General features: G+C 38.1%; 17 protein-coding genes. 2 read left to right on the forward strand and 15 right to left on the reverse strand.

Annotated features, from left to right (window positions below; translation table 11 throughout):
• Positions 1–2: 2 nt before the first annotated feature.
• The 13 genes from DZB84_RS15440 to DZB84_RS15500 all read right to left on the reverse strand — a co-directional run bounded on the left by DZB84_RS15440 (position 3) and on the right by DZB84_RS15500 (position 9,155).
• On the reverse strand, positions 3–641 hold the full coding sequence (locus tag DZB84_RS15440) for an O-methyltransferase (protein WP_116353163.1): 639 nt from the start codon (positions 639–641) through the stop codon (positions 3–5).
• An 87-nt stretch (positions 642–728) separates the two neighbouring features.
• Positions 729–1,217, reverse strand: coding sequence for a hypothetical protein (locus DZB84_RS15445; protein ID WP_116353164.1), 489 nt, complete (start codon positions 1,215–1,217; stop codon positions 729–731).
• A 152-nt stretch (positions 1,218–1,369) separates the two neighbouring features.
• Positions 1,370–2,038 (reverse strand): ribonuclease FAU-1 family protein, encoded by a 669-nt coding sequence (locus DZB84_RS15450; protein WP_116353165.1) that lies wholly within the window; start codon positions 2,036–2,038, stop codon positions 1,370–1,372.
• Positions 2,039–2,217: 179 nt separating this feature from the next.
• Complete coding sequence (locus DZB84_RS15455) at positions 2,218–2,556, reverse strand: hypothetical protein (protein WP_116353166.1); 339 nt, start codon at positions 2,554–2,556, stop codon at positions 2,218–2,220.
• 41 nt (positions 2,557–2,597) lie between these two features.
• A complete protein-coding gene (locus DZB84_RS15460; protein ID WP_116353167.1) occupies positions 2,598–3,155 on the reverse strand; it encodes a hypothetical protein in 558 nt (185 codons plus the stop codon).
• Between the two features lie 41 nt (positions 3,156–3,196).
• Positions 3,197–3,673: a DinB family protein gene (locus DZB84_RS15465; RefSeq protein ID WP_116353168.1), complete on the reverse strand. Its 477-nt coding sequence runs from the start codon at positions 3,671–3,673 to the stop codon at positions 3,197–3,199.
• 126 nt (positions 3,674–3,799) lie between these two features.
• Positions 3,800–5,323: an AMP-binding protein gene (locus DZB84_RS15470; RefSeq protein WP_116353169.1), complete on the reverse strand. Its 1,524-nt coding sequence runs from the start codon at positions 5,321–5,323 to the stop codon at positions 3,800–3,802.
• Positions 5,316–6,137 carry an SDR family NAD(P)-dependent oxidoreductase gene (locus DZB84_RS15475; protein WP_116353284.1) on the reverse strand — a complete coding sequence of 274 codons (822 nt, stop codon included), beginning with the start codon at positions 6,135–6,137 and terminating at the stop codon, positions 5,316–5,318. Before DZB84_RS15475 ends, DZB84_RS15470 begins: the two co-directional genes overlap by 8 nt.
• Before the next feature lie 347 nt (positions 6,138–6,484).
• A complete protein-coding gene (locus DZB84_RS15480) occupies positions 6,485–6,943 on the reverse strand; it encodes a hypothetical protein (protein ID WP_116353170.1) in 459 nt (152 codons plus the stop codon).
• A 55-nt stretch (positions 6,944–6,998) separates the two neighbouring features.
• Positions 6,999–7,316 carry a hypothetical protein gene (locus tag DZB84_RS15485; RefSeq protein WP_116353171.1) on the reverse strand — a complete coding sequence of 106 codons (318 nt, stop codon included), beginning with the start codon at positions 7,314–7,316 and terminating at the stop codon, positions 6,999–7,001.
• A 66-nt stretch (positions 7,317–7,382) separates the two neighbouring features.
• Entirely contained in the window at positions 7,383–8,039 is a 657-nt protein-coding gene (locus DZB84_RS15490) for an MOSC domain-containing protein (protein WP_116353172.1), read from the reverse strand.
• Positions 8,040–8,061: 22 nt separating this feature from the next.
• On the reverse strand, positions 8,062–8,580 hold the full coding sequence (locus DZB84_RS15495) for an HXXEE domain-containing protein (RefSeq protein ID WP_116353173.1): 519 nt from the start codon (positions 8,578–8,580) through the stop codon (positions 8,062–8,064).
• On the reverse strand, positions 8,577–9,155 hold the full coding sequence (locus tag DZB84_RS15500; RefSeq protein ID WP_116353174.1) for a DJ-1/PfpI family protein: 579 nt from the start codon (positions 9,153–9,155) through the stop codon (positions 8,577–8,579). Before DZB84_RS15500 ends, DZB84_RS15495 begins: the two co-directional genes overlap by 4 nt.
• A gap of 268 nt (positions 9,156–9,423) precedes the next feature.
• Between DZB84_RS15500 and DZB84_RS15505 the strand changes: the two genes are divergently transcribed.
• Both DZB84_RS15505 and DZB84_RS15510 read left to right on the forward strand, forming a co-directional pair.
• Positions 9,424–9,876 (forward strand): LytTR family DNA-binding domain-containing protein, encoded by a 453-nt coding sequence (locus DZB84_RS15505; RefSeq protein WP_116353175.1) that lies wholly within the window; start codon positions 9,424–9,426, stop codon positions 9,874–9,876.
• Between the two features lie 2 nt (positions 9,877–9,878).
• Complete coding sequence (locus DZB84_RS15510) at positions 9,879–10,289, forward strand: DUF3021 domain-containing protein (RefSeq protein ID WP_116353176.1); 411 nt, start codon at positions 9,879–9,881, stop codon at positions 10,287–10,289.
• A gap of 91 nt (positions 10,290–10,380) precedes the next feature.
• On the opposite strand, the gene DZB84_RS15515 is transcribed toward DZB84_RS15510, so the two are convergent.
• Positions 10,381–11,493 carry a M20 metallopeptidase family protein gene (locus tag DZB84_RS15515; protein ID WP_223254473.1) on the reverse strand — a complete coding sequence of 371 codons (1,113 nt, stop codon included), beginning with the start codon at positions 11,491–11,493 and terminating at the stop codon, positions 10,381–10,383.
• A gap of 90 nt (positions 11,494–11,583) precedes the next feature.
• Entirely contained in the window at positions 11,584–12,336 is a 753-nt protein-coding gene (locus DZB84_RS15520; RefSeq protein WP_142759844.1) for a hypothetical protein, read from the reverse strand.
• Positions 12,337–12,338: the final 2 nt, after the last annotated feature.

Below are 12,338 nucleotides of genomic sequence, written 5' to 3' on the forward strand. Positions count from 1 at the left end.
ATTTAATTTTTTACTTTTGAAACAGTCAGCCCATCACCAATTGGAATAAGTACAGATTCTAATTGAGGATGGTTAGCAACAGTAGTATTAAATTTTTTCATAGATTCAGTATGTCGAGCAGGTTCAGCGTGCTCGTCTGCGACAGTCCCTCTCGCAAGTACATTATCACAAACAATTAGAGCTCCATTTACCGCTAGTTGAATGCAATAATTTAGATAGTTTTCATAGTTTTCTTTGTCTGCATCGATAAAGAAAAAATCAAATCGTTTGTTGGTGTTAATGAGGTGTTCAAGATTTTGCAATGCAGGTCCTACCATATATGAAACTTGGTCACCAAAACCTGCCTTAGATAAATTCCTAGACGCTAACTCTGCGTAGTTCTCTACTAATTCAAGTGAGGTTAATCTTCCTTCTTTACCGAACCCTTTAGCAAGGCAAATCCCACTATAGCCCCCCAGCGCTCCAATCTCAAGAACATTTGTTGCTCCTGAAATAGATACTAGTAACGTAAGAAACTTCCCAGTAGAAGGAGATACTGATATTGATCGCATACCATTCTCTTTTATAGAAACCAGAACCTCTTCCAAAATCTCATCTTGTTTATAAAAAACTGAATCAATGTAACGGTTAATTTGTTTCATGACAATAGATCTCCTTTTTGTATACAGATTTATACGACTAGTCAATGAAAAGTAAAAAAATAATAGATATGAAGATAGATCTCCTAATTATGATGATACCAATAGACCACAATGAATATTAGGCTTCTCTTTAGTAATTCTGATTTCAATAGATGGTGAAGCTTCTATATGAATAAATGAATCTTCTAATTCTAAAACAACCGAGGTTAATTTTTCCTCATTGGATTCACTAAAACCATATCCCCATACATTCTTGATTATGTTATGGCTGGTAGAGTAGCTTGAAGCAGAAATTAAATAATTCTCATTAAGACTATCAATAACTTCATATTCAAGTGGATCTGGTACTCCTTGTTCATTCAAGACAAGGATGTTTTCCCCAGTTTCTAGCTCTTCCCATTCAAAAAGCCAAAATCTTTCATCCATGTTTACATGAGATGTTTGGAATCTGATAAGTGGCTTCGAGCAGTGTAAAATAAGTTCGCCCTTATTGTTGTATATATGAAGGAGTTTCCCGTAAATACCCTCCATTGCCGTTCCTTTTATTGTTTTGATTACATTTAAATCTGACTTCATATTTTACTCCTTTGACTATTTTTTCTTTAACAAACCCTCCAAATTACCTTTTGCAAGGAACTAGTTACTTTAAAATCTTAAATAAAATCTGCTTATGGCTGTGGGACAGTTTTATCAAATTGAAATTCTCTGTGCTTATTAAACGTTTAATCTTATTTATTGGCTGTTTTCTCAAACTTTGTTGTTTTTGGCCACAAATGATTTCCGCTGCAGGTGGACGCTTTCCGCGGGCGTGGCTTGAGCCTCCTCGTCGCTAATCGCTCCTGCGGGGTCTCAAGTCTCACGCTTTTCCCGCAGGAGTCGCCACCTTCCGCTTCAATCAATAGTATTGTTTTATCCAATAGCAACATTCTTTTAGAAAAGAGCCTATTCATTTCATTCCACGCTAATTCGTAAAGAGTTTTATTAATAATTCCTTTAGATAAAGCATCTTCAAGTTCATCTGCATCCTTTTCAATGATTTCTCCAGATGGCAGCAAAATGATATCTAGAAATAAGTCTTCCATCCACGGAATACCATTTTCAACTCCGTTACAAAGGCATATATCAATATACCATTGAACAATTTCACCATTCGCATCAAACATCGTTGTAACCGAATGATGTTCGTTCAGAGGAAATTGTTGCAGCCACATATAGCCATCATCAACAATACGTACACGTTTTTCTTCATAGTTAACTGATAACGGTTCAGTTACTTCTATTAAATTTAATAAAGTGATATAGCCCTTAAATTCATTGTCTTCAAGATATGTTTGAGAATATTTTCTCTTTAGAACCCGCTTCCATTCCGAACGATCACCGAATTTCCGTTTCAGCATTTTAATCCCCTTTTTTCTATTTATACTGTTTTGGTTGATTTTGAATATTTCTTACTTACCAAAACATTGCAGCCATACAACAAAAGCTGACAAAATGGCATTTATACACCTGATTGAAGAATTACCCTTTATAGATAAAAAATACGTCTCTATTAAATAGGGACGCACTTTTGCTTATATTATTTTTTGTATAGATCAATAATTGGACTATATCCTGGATTATATGTAAATGTGGTAAATGTTCCAAAGGTCCCTAAACCTTCAATTAGAGTTCTACGTCCTTCCTCATCTTCCAATATAACCCCCATCTTATTTAGTAAAATATAATCGTTAATCGTTCGATCAACTACAGTTTGCTTCGAATTTTTAAGTACACAATCATCTCCAACACACTCTATATCATGTTTACTCGCTAACCACTCATTAAATTCCTGAGGAGAAGGTTTTGATAATAGTAGTGTTGAAAAAAAAAGTAAAACGAGAGCGGAGATAAAGATTGTTATTCGTTTTTCACTCATACATTGCCTCCCTGAGATTACTTCTAAAAGAATGATATCCATTACAAGGCTATATCATGGAGATACCAATCTTTCTTCATCTTTACGAAGGTTAAATTGAAGTATCTAGCTTCCAGAACCGCATCACTTTCCCCACTATAATGTGGACGAATTGTTACTTCAGCTCTATTATCCATTGGTTCAAATGAAATTCCTTCGATATACCAACTTTCTAAGGTCTGATTATCCGTATTATAGGTGACTTTTCTTTCATAACTTTGTGTTATCGCATAAATTTCACCATTCTTTTTTTCGAAACGGAGTTCATCAGAGGTATGTTCATTCAACCATTCCACGTTTTCGTTCTGTAAATTATAAAAAAAGAAAGAGGTATTCATGTTAATGTATGGGGTGTTTGTGAATTGGTACTTGTATTGTCTTTCAATATCCCGTAATGCCTCTAGCTCCTTTTCTGTTTCCATGGCTTCATCTTTCAAGATTTGGATTTCTTCTACTAATCTCTCAACTTTCTTAAAATCTGTGGAAACTTCTTTATTTTGGCATCCAGTCATCACTATTAAAAACGCAAATAACATTAATACTTTTTTTATCTCACTCACCTCATTTTGAACTCTTCCTCTTCCTTGAGAGACCAGTGCTATTATTCGAATAGCCCTCTGGAAATTACATTTGCTGTCACCGGTTCCCGTCCAAGTTCTCTCGCCCACACAGACAACTGACCAATGTGGTGTATTTCGTGAGCTATGACATGCCGCATAATTTCCCCTTGTTTAAACGTTTCACTTTGGCCATTAGGATAGGTAATGGTAACGGGTTCTGAGTCCATTTCATTTGACCAAGACATAATAAACGGTTCAATTTCTTTATGAAACTGGTTGGATAGAGCTTTCACTTTTTCCAAGCTAGCGTAATCCTCAAATGGTGGTTCTCCTGGATCTCGTTGTGTTCTCAAAAGGTGAATCCAACTTCGTTCTACCTCCGCGATATGAAATAGGGTGTGCAGGATACTACCGACCCCACCAACCCGTTTCTTACGTAATTCCTCTTCAGGTACATCTTCGCACCATGTAAACCAATCATCTCTAACCTGCCAGTTATATCGAAATAGCGTTTTCATTTTTATATATCCTCCCATAAGCGTAATCTTTAGTTACAATATCTGTAAGAATTCGACATTAACGTGCCAAATTCCTTTACTATTAACTACAACACAACAGCTAGCATATCATTTCTAAAAAGTCTTTTATTTGTCTATTTCTAGTTGTTTTTTGTCAAGTTTTCCTAGAGGTGTATAGGGGAGATGGTCAACTATTGAGATTTCTTTTGGGAGCTGAAATCTTGCTAACCTAGGGCGGAGCCACTCTCGTAATTCTCCTTCTGTTAGGTATGCATTTTTTTCTGGAACGACAATTGCTTTCAAGCGTTGGCCAAATTGCTCATCATCGATTCCAATAATCGCAACATCGAGAATGTAAGGGTGCTGGATGAGGACTTGTTCAACTTCAACTGGGTAAACATTTTCCCCGCCTGAAATGACCATTTCGTCCATTCTTCCACACAAAAAATAATAACCATTTTCGTCACGATAACCTGCATCTCCAGTTCCAACCCAAATGTCCTTTCGAATGGACCAATCATTTTTAATATGGAGTTGACCGATTGTACCCCTTGGAACTTCAGATTTGTTGGAATCCAAGATTCTAATTTTGAGCCCATCTATCTTTTTACCGATGGTTTTCGCCGAATACATTAAGTCCTGCGGGGTGGCGATGAAGTTCAAGCCTGATTCTGAGGTGCCGTACAAATTGTATAGGATTGGACCTAGTTTTTGAAACGTCTCATCAATAAGCTTTGTTGGCAGCTTTGCACCACCTGATGCAATACATTTGAGCGATTTTAAATGTTCATGGTTCGTTTGCAGCACTTTTTGGAGCATTAACGGGACAACGGTGACGACCTCTATTTGTTGATCGTGTATGATTTCACAGGCTATTTTCGCATTGAACCCGCTGGTGATGACTACCTTTTTTCCTAACGGTATGAATAACAGTAGAACAGCAATCCCATATCCATGATAAATTGGTGTTGCAATGAACGCATTGTGGTAATCCAAAATCCGCAATCGCTTAATAAATGCCACAAATGGATGTAAATAATGAAAAAGTGACGGTTGATGTGCCGCATCCTTAGACATTCCCGTTGTACCACTGGTTTGCAGTACGATTTTTCCTTTAGTGGTACGTGACAAGGCTACTTGGATTGTATTTGAGTTTAGAAAGTTACTGATAGCTTGTAAGTTAGGATGATAGCTTAGTATTTTTTGTTTGAAATAGTTATCAATAATGTGACCCAATTCAGCATCATAAATGATGAGGTCGAAATTGTGTCGCTCTGCAAAAGCGTTGAATTGCTGTTTGCTGATTTCCGTGTTTAATAGATAGAGGTCTGCACCCACTCTAGACACAGCAAAAATTGTTTTTACGAGTGAGGTATGGTTTTTACATAAAATACCGACTTTCTGTCCAACTTGAAGGTCGGCTTTTTCTACTAGAGACTGAGCAAGTTTCGTTGATTGGTCTAGGAGCTGCTTGTAGGTGAGTGTTTCATGGTCGTCCACGAGTGCAATCCTGTTGGAGTATTTCTTTTCTGCAAAATGTAAGAGTGTCATCAAATTGATACCGCATGTAATGACTGATGTGAATAAACGGTATAATCCTATTGGAGAAAGCAGTTTTATTTTATATAACACATAAAAAAGTTTAATCATTTTGCTTTCCCTTCTTTGAAAAATCTCTTAAATTCGTAAGGAAAATGGAGACCAGTTGTCCAAAAATAAGCCACCACGGTTGATACTTTTTCTTTCGAGTGTACATTGATTTACAGATGATTTTAGCAGCATCATGTGACGACATTGCGGGCGTATTGCGATACCCTTTTGTTGGTTCAATCATGGGTGTCCGGACTAATGGTAAGTAAATAGAAGTAATAGCAACTTTGTTCAATTCAGGTGCAACCGATCTTAACCACACATCAAATGCTGATTTTGATGCCTGATAGGCCGCGAAATATGGCACTGGTGCTAATCTTGTGTTAATAGTCGATACATTGATAATCTGTCCTTGGCTTTTTTGTAGGGCCGGAATAATGGATAACATTATTTTTACGGGGGCAAAGTAGTTAATCGCCATTGTTCTAGTAAAATCGTGATATCGATCCAGAGATTCATAGATAGAGCGTCTTATGGAGAGACCGGCGTTATTGATGAAGATATCTATAGTTGGTTGATTTTGTAAAATGGCTAGAAAGTTGTTAAGCTCAACATCTTTTCTAAGATCCGCTTGGACGATACTCACCTTGGTTGTTTGCTTTTCGATTTTATGTTTAATGGTTTCGAGCAACTCGCCTCTTCTCGCGACTAGGATTAGATGACACTGGATGCCAGCTAAATGATAAGCTACTTCCTTGCCGATTCCTGAACTCGCACCAGTGATGACGATTGTTTTTCCGGTTAGTTGGGCGTGAAGTTTCTTTTTATTTAAATATGTAGGTGAAAATAAAAGGGATTCTATCAATCTTCGCATGTGGGCACCTTTTTCAAGATTGTTTTTTGAGGATGAAGGACTTTTCCATAGACTTGGTGGCTTGTTTGGGTGTTCATTCAAGCTATGAAGACCTTTTCCACGGACCAGGCTGTTCGTTTGGGTTTTCATCGACCTTATGAAGACCTTTTCCACGGACCAGGCTGCTCGGATGGGTTTTCATCGACCTTATGAAGACCTTTTCCACGGACCAGGCTGCTCGGATGGGTTTTCATCGACCTTATGAAGACCTTATCCTCAGACCCAGCAACTCGTTCGGGTCTTCATCGACTTTATGATGACCTTTTCACCTGACTAATCTCCTGGTTTGGGTCTTCACTACATAACTATTACTCTTTTATTAAATAAACAACATCATCTTCCCGCTTTACCTGAAACTTCAGTTCTTCGCTACTATTTAAAACCGTTGCTCCCCCCGAGGTAATGTCCCCTGAGTAATAAATTCCATACCCGTTGTTAGTCGGGTATCCATAAACATAGCAAACTACTTTTCCATCCTGAAGAAACACGATTTGATTCATTCCCTCATTCACGGTTTCTTGAATGCGGTCCCATTTGTACCCGACAGTTTCATAGATTTCTTCCCTTGGGGTATATGGACTAAAAGAATAAACCGTATCCCATTCAAACGGCGTGACTTCGGTTAATTCAATTGTTTCAACGGATTTTCCAATCTTAAGGACGTTCTCCTGAAGCAAATCTTCATTCTTCTCCCACAAATCCTTTTTCAATAGAAAAAATAAAAGAATAACGCCCCCTATAAGGATGATTGTCTTTTTGTACTTCATCAAACTTCCCCCTCGAAAAGAGCGCTAATCCTCTCAGGATTAACTCCCCCATACACTATTCTAGATGTCGTTCAATATTGTACCAAGCATACAACCGCATTAGCGGAAGGTATAGGGCAACAATACCTATAAGCGAATATAAACTACTTGTTAGAAATAGAATCATAGCCAAAACAAATCCAAGAATTGCTTTAACGTTTCCGGAAGTTCCGTTTATTGGCTCATTTCCGCCAAACACCGTTTCCCAGCCTTTTAACGATTTGGAATAACACCGATCATGATAAGCCCTGACACTGAGGAAATACGTTGTGATAACAAGATTGCTTTTATCCGTGATTTCTGCGGAACATCTGTCACAGTAAATGTTTTTCATCCTATCAACTCCCCGAATGAACTTGTTATCCCTTTTACGAATTTTCTCACAAAAGGTTTCAAAAAATTAGTGGCTCGCTTCTAATCGAGTTAACCGCTCATGCAACATTTCTTTCCACTCATCTGCCAATTCTTCAACTCCCAAAATCTTTTGAATCCCCTCAATATCTCTTGGCTTCTTATAATAAATCTCATTCGCTTCCAGAATAGAGACATGCTTAGAGTTTCTCTCTATTAGAGAAATGGTGGAGTCCTTTCGTACCGTTCCTTCTTTTAAAACACGTGCCAAATAGCCAGTAAATCCTGTTTGGACCATCATTTTTAGAAGATATGGGTTGTTTGTTCTTTTTGTAATGGTGCTGCATGGAATACGGCCTTGGGTGATTTGGATAACTGCGTCCCCAATCTGATAAATGTCGCCGATACACACATCTTTCTCTTCCATATTCGTGAGGGTTAAGTTTTCCCCGAAAGTTGGAAGCGGAAACTGAACTAAAAATTCACTTTCCCACTGTGAATAATGTTCAAATGGATATACACAAACAGCACGATCAGGACCACCATGATGCTTTAAATCGGCAACTCCATCTCCACGGAATCCGTCTTTTGTTAAAAATGCCTCTTCCACAGCTTGTTTACGAATCGCGGTTATTATTTCCTCATTTTTTCCGTACGTCATTTTTTTAGGTAGCCCAATTGAAAAATTCTTGATTTCGATTGTCATGGCTGTTCCCCCTTTCTATCTCTTATTCTACTATAATGGAAGAGAAGATATGTGCCAATAAGGCAAGCGGACCTTGTACCACAAACCCAATTAGAAAATAGGTTACTAGTTTTTTTACCGTTACTTTTCCATTAATAATCAAAAATCTTGCTGTTACAAATGAATACGGTATTAGAATCAAAATTGAAGTGATCACTCCGGGCACATAATCCTTGAAATACAAAAATTGCAGGACATGCCCGATTGCATTTGCCAAAATGATTCCTGGAACTAAAAACGAAAGATACGTTACTGGTTTCATTCCTAGGAAACGCCTTTCTCGAAATGCTTGATAACACCCAATCGAGGCAATAATCCATAACAACGAAAAAGCAACTGCAAACTCTAGCGTAGTAACATGGAACGGAATGACATCTAAATGCTCGATTAGAAATGGCTCCACAGTAAAAATTTCTTCGATGTCGTGAATGAGATATAGCGGTGGGAACAATATGATAAACAAGTTTATTTTTGAACTTTGATATTGTCCATAGCCGCTCATTTCACCCCTTCTTCCATCAATCGATTCCGTTCTCCCTTATAAAATTCTTTCGTAAAATCGGGATGGGTCAGTGCTCCAAGCTTTTCAGCGATGGAAAGTGCAAAGTCAACATAGGCATGACCCTGTGCGGTGATCACATTTCCAGTCGCTACTACTGGTTCATAACGAAAATTCTCCTCTTCAAAACAGCCTAAAAAATTTCGCTGCTCCTGATGGAGGGTGACTGTATATGGTTTGTCTTCAAGTACTCCCGCTCTTGCTAGCACATATGTACCACTGCAAATAGCCGCAGTTAGTTTATGATGGTCGTTTAGGGTTTTCGTTAAATCGTACAGTTCCTTCACATCTTTTACATTGATTAGGTCTCCTCCTGGGATAATAATGCCCTCATACTCTGTTGCATCCACCTGTTGAAACATCAAGTGAGGTGCAAATTGAAGCCCTGATTCACCAGTGACTGTTTTGAGCGAATCTGCAACTGTTACGATTTCAGTTGTCCCTCTTAGCATGGCGGTGGCCACGGTTATCTCAAACTCTGAAAAAGAATCATAAATGACGAGTAATATTTTCTTCATAAAAAAACACCCCTTTTCTCTAGAGATTCTACAAGGTTGAAACATTTCCCTTCTAGGAAGCTACTTAAAAAAAGAGAGGCATCAAGTAATGTGACTGGTTTCTTTCAGCATCTTACCCTCAATTATCTGCCACTTACCGGAATTATCCAGACATAAAAGGGTATTCCCAGTACAATGGAAATAGAAAAACAATACAAGGGCAATGAAAAAAAGGTTATCGAAAGTCGGAACGATTATCTTTTATATCTGAAATGAGGTGTCTAAAAATTTGAAGCTATTCCTAAATATTGATAAAGCGTTTAAAGAAGCAAAGATTACCATCGAATCCCCTAATTTAGATGAAAACATTAAGGAGCTAATTGATTTTATTCACAAAAGAGAGCACCCGTTTATCATTGGAAGAAAGGGTGAAATGCAGCATATTCTAACACCAGCAGACATTCACTATTTTCATACTGAAAACGAACAGGTTGTCGCCGTAACAGGGACAGATTCTTTTGTTATAAAAGAAAAGTTATATGAACTCGAGGCTTTGCTTCCTTCTTCTAAATTTATCCGTCTGTCTAAATCGGTGATTGCCAATTTGCATGAATTAAGCCGTTTTGAAGCCTCATTCAATGGAACACTCTGTGTATACTTCAAATCCGGAAAAAAGGAATATGTATCCCGCACCTATGTCCCGGCCATAAAATCCGCATTAAAATTAAATAGGAGGAAATGAGAATGAAAAAAATAATATTTCGTAGTTTGTTAGGGATTTTCTTCGGTAGCTTTGTTGCGGTGGTTAGCACCAATTTAATATACCTGTTTGGTGGTATCGAAACGATAGAAGGGAGTTTGTTTTTCAAGAACTCCATCGGTTCGATTCTTTGCGGATGGTTTTTTACAGTCGCTCCTTCGTACTTTGAAATTAGACAATTGAATCTTTACCAGCAAACGATTCTTCACTTTTTAACTGTTCTAATCCTTTACCTAATTTTGGCGCTTACGATTGGATGGATTCCGTTTACACTTAAAGGAGTTTTATTAACACTCATCATCGCCGTAATTGTCTATGCAATCTTTTGGACCGCCTTTTATCTTTACTTCAAACATCAAGCTAGGAAATTAAATGCCGATTTAAAGAAACTATAATTTCACCGGCGGCTAATAGCAATTCCCCTGAGGCATTAGCTTCCGAAAGTTAATGCCTTTTTCATGGGGATAGGCCTTGGAAAAGGTTCTATTACTCCATCCCCACGAGTCCTTTAAACATTTCTACCCCAGTTTCAATGATTTCATCGCGGAAATCATATTCAAAGGTGTGGATGGGCGGATGCTCTTCACCGTTTCCAATATAGAAATAAGCACCTGGTACAAGTTTTAAATAGTAGCCATAGTCTTCTGATGCACGGTATGGTGAGGTTAGTTCACGTAATGAAAATCCTTTGTCGGCCGCCACTTCGCGCACTTTATCAACCGATTCCTGATGATTGACGGTTTCCGGAAATTCATCCCGATCGTAAAAATGAACCTCAATGCTTTGCTCTTTCCCTAGTTGTAATGCAATGTCTTCGATGTTTTTTTGAAGCATATTTAATTCTGCTTCTTTTTCAGCACGGATGGTAAGTCGCAGGACACCTTGATGGGCTGCAATCCCGTAATTTTCCGCACCAATCTCAACATGAACAACCGTGCAAAGAACCAGACCTTCGTACTGTTCTGGAGACGTAAGCTCTGGTAAAGCCTCTATGATTCTAGCAATTGCAAAGGAGGGATTAATTCCATTCTCCGGTTGACTAGCATGTGCCGGTGAACCCTTCATTTCGATGGACATCCCTTTAGAGGCACAATGGGCTGTACCATCAATCACATGCACCGCATTGTACTCTATTCCTGACATGTTATGATAGCCAAAAATTTCATTGATTTTTTCTTCTATTATTACTTCTGTGCATTCAATGGCTCCTTGGCCTGTCTCCTCTGCATGTTGGAAGAGGAAAATAATATTTTTATCGGCTCCCTTCTGGTCTACTTCAAGCGCAAATCCAGCTAGAGTAGCAGAATGTCCATCATGGCCACATTTATGAGAAACCCCCGGAACAGTAGACTTCCATGGAAGGTCGATGGTTTCAAGAATGGGAAGGGCATCAAAATCCGCTCTAAATGCAAGCGTGGGTTTATCGACCCCGGCCGTATACTTCGCATAAAAGTAGTTCCCCTTATCGATGATGTCTAAGTGTGTTGTATATTTTTTTAGGAAGTCCATTAAATGATGTTTCGTCCAAACCTCTTGATAGGACAATTCGGGATGCATATGTAATTCGTGACGTAACTGAATCGCCAGTTTTAGATTCATTTTATCCACTGAGATTACCTCCTATCATGAACTAGACCCCCATGTTGTTTTGAGTAACCACTCTCAAAATACAGAAAAGATCAGTACACGCTACTCACTTTTATTCTTCCGTAGTTTCTCTTTTTGTTCCTTATGCCAAAGAAGCACTTCGTAAACTGCTTGCTGAGGGTTTACCTCATTTACAACCGATCCGGTAGATATTGAGTTATACAAATTACCTTCATTAAATTTCTCTCCTGTAAACTCATAAGGAAGCTCCGTCCGAAACACATCATAAGCACTACCACCGTCAATTTTCCTCATACTAAATGGATGGATTTCCAAAAAATCCAATAGAGCTCCTGCCATTTTTTCAGACATCTCTTTCATATTTTCTTCATTTACATCTTTAATCACAAAATTGGTTGTTTCTAAATACTCATTGAAGTCCCGAATATCAGAAAATTGGTTTTTCTCGAGAAAAGAATAATAATCATTTATTGCCTTTTCCTTATCAATCAAGATTCCAAAATGCTCTTCATATAGTTCTGATGCATAATAAAGAAACGCAACATCCATATAATTATTATTCATTCCTATTACCGGTAGTCCTCCCGCTTCCCCTTGATAAAGGTATGCATGAAATTGTATATCAGGATTTGACTTAGGAGCTACTAAAAGGACATCATACCCTTCATCATTCACTCCAACTACTTCAATAAACTCAAATTCTTCCATATATTCATGCTCTAAATCTTCTAATGTAATCTCCACATTCTTCTTTCCGCTTTTTGGGGCACAGGCTACTAATAAAAGGACACACAATAAAATCAAAGCCAAACTCCACCTTTTCAAACGAAACATCA

Origin of the sequence: Bacillus sp. HNG (genome assembly GCF_003400205.1) — a bacterium.
In the GTDB taxonomy this organism is placed as follows: Bacteria; Bacillota; Bacilli; order Bacillales; family Bacillaceae_L; genus Ferdinandcohnia.

Bases quoted from the DNA above. Each gene is read 5' to 3' on its own strand.
- DZB84_RS15440 (WP_116353163.1), bottom strand. From the start codon at position 641: ATGAAACAAATTAACCGTTACATTGATTCAGTTTTTTATAAACAAGAT.
- DZB84_RS15445 (WP_116353164.1), bottom strand. From the start codon at position 1,217: ATGAAGTCAGATTTAAATGTAATCAAAACAATAAAAGGAACGGCAATG.
- DZB84_RS15450 (WP_116353165.1), bottom strand. From the start codon at position 2,038: ATGCTGAAACGGAAATTCGGTGATCGTTCGGAATGGAAGCGGGTTCTA.
- DZB84_RS15455 (WP_116353166.1), bottom strand. From the start codon at position 2,556: ATGAGTGAAAAACGAATAACAATCTTTATCTCCGCTCTCGTTTTACTT.
- DZB84_RS15465 (WP_116353168.1), bottom strand. From the start codon at position 3,673: ATGAAAACGCTATTTCGATATAACTGGCAGGTTAGAGATGATTGGTTT.
- DZB84_RS15470 (WP_116353169.1), bottom strand. From the start codon at position 5,323: ATGATTAAACTTTTTTATGTGTTATATAAAATAAAACTGCTTTCTCCA.
- DZB84_RS15475 (WP_116353284.1), bottom strand. From the start codon at position 6,137: ATGCGAAGATTGATAGAATCCCTTTTATTTTCACCTACATATTTAAAT.
- DZB84_RS15480 (WP_116353170.1), bottom strand. From the start codon at position 6,943: ATGAAGTACAAAAAGACAATCATCCTTATAGGGGGCGTTATTCTTTTA.
- DZB84_RS15485 (WP_116353171.1), bottom strand. From the start codon at position 7,316: ATGAAAAACATTTACTGTGACAGATGTTCCGCAGAAATCACGGATAAA.
- DZB84_RS15490 (WP_116353172.1), bottom strand. From the start codon at position 8,039: ATGACAATCGAAATCAAGAATTTTTCAATTGGGCTACCTAAAAAAATG.
- DZB84_RS15495 (WP_116353173.1), bottom strand. From the start codon at position 8,580: ATGAGCGGCTATGGACAATATCAAAGTTCAAAAATAAACTTGTTTATC.
- DZB84_RS15500 (WP_116353174.1), bottom strand. From the start codon at position 9,155: ATGAAGAAAATATTACTCGTCATTTATGATTCTTTTTCAGAGTTTGAG.
- DZB84_RS15510 (WP_116353176.1), top strand. From the start codon at position 9,879: ATGAAAAAAATAATATTTCGTAGTTTGTTAGGGATTTTCTTCGGTAGC.
- DZB84_RS15515 (WP_223254473.1), bottom strand. From the start codon at position 11,493: ATGAATCTAAAACTGGCGATTCAGTTACGTCACGAATTACATATGCAT.
- DZB84_RS15520 (WP_142759844.1), bottom strand. From the start codon at position 12,336: ATGTTTCGTTTGAAAAGGTGGAGTTTGGCTTTGATTTTATTGTGTGTC.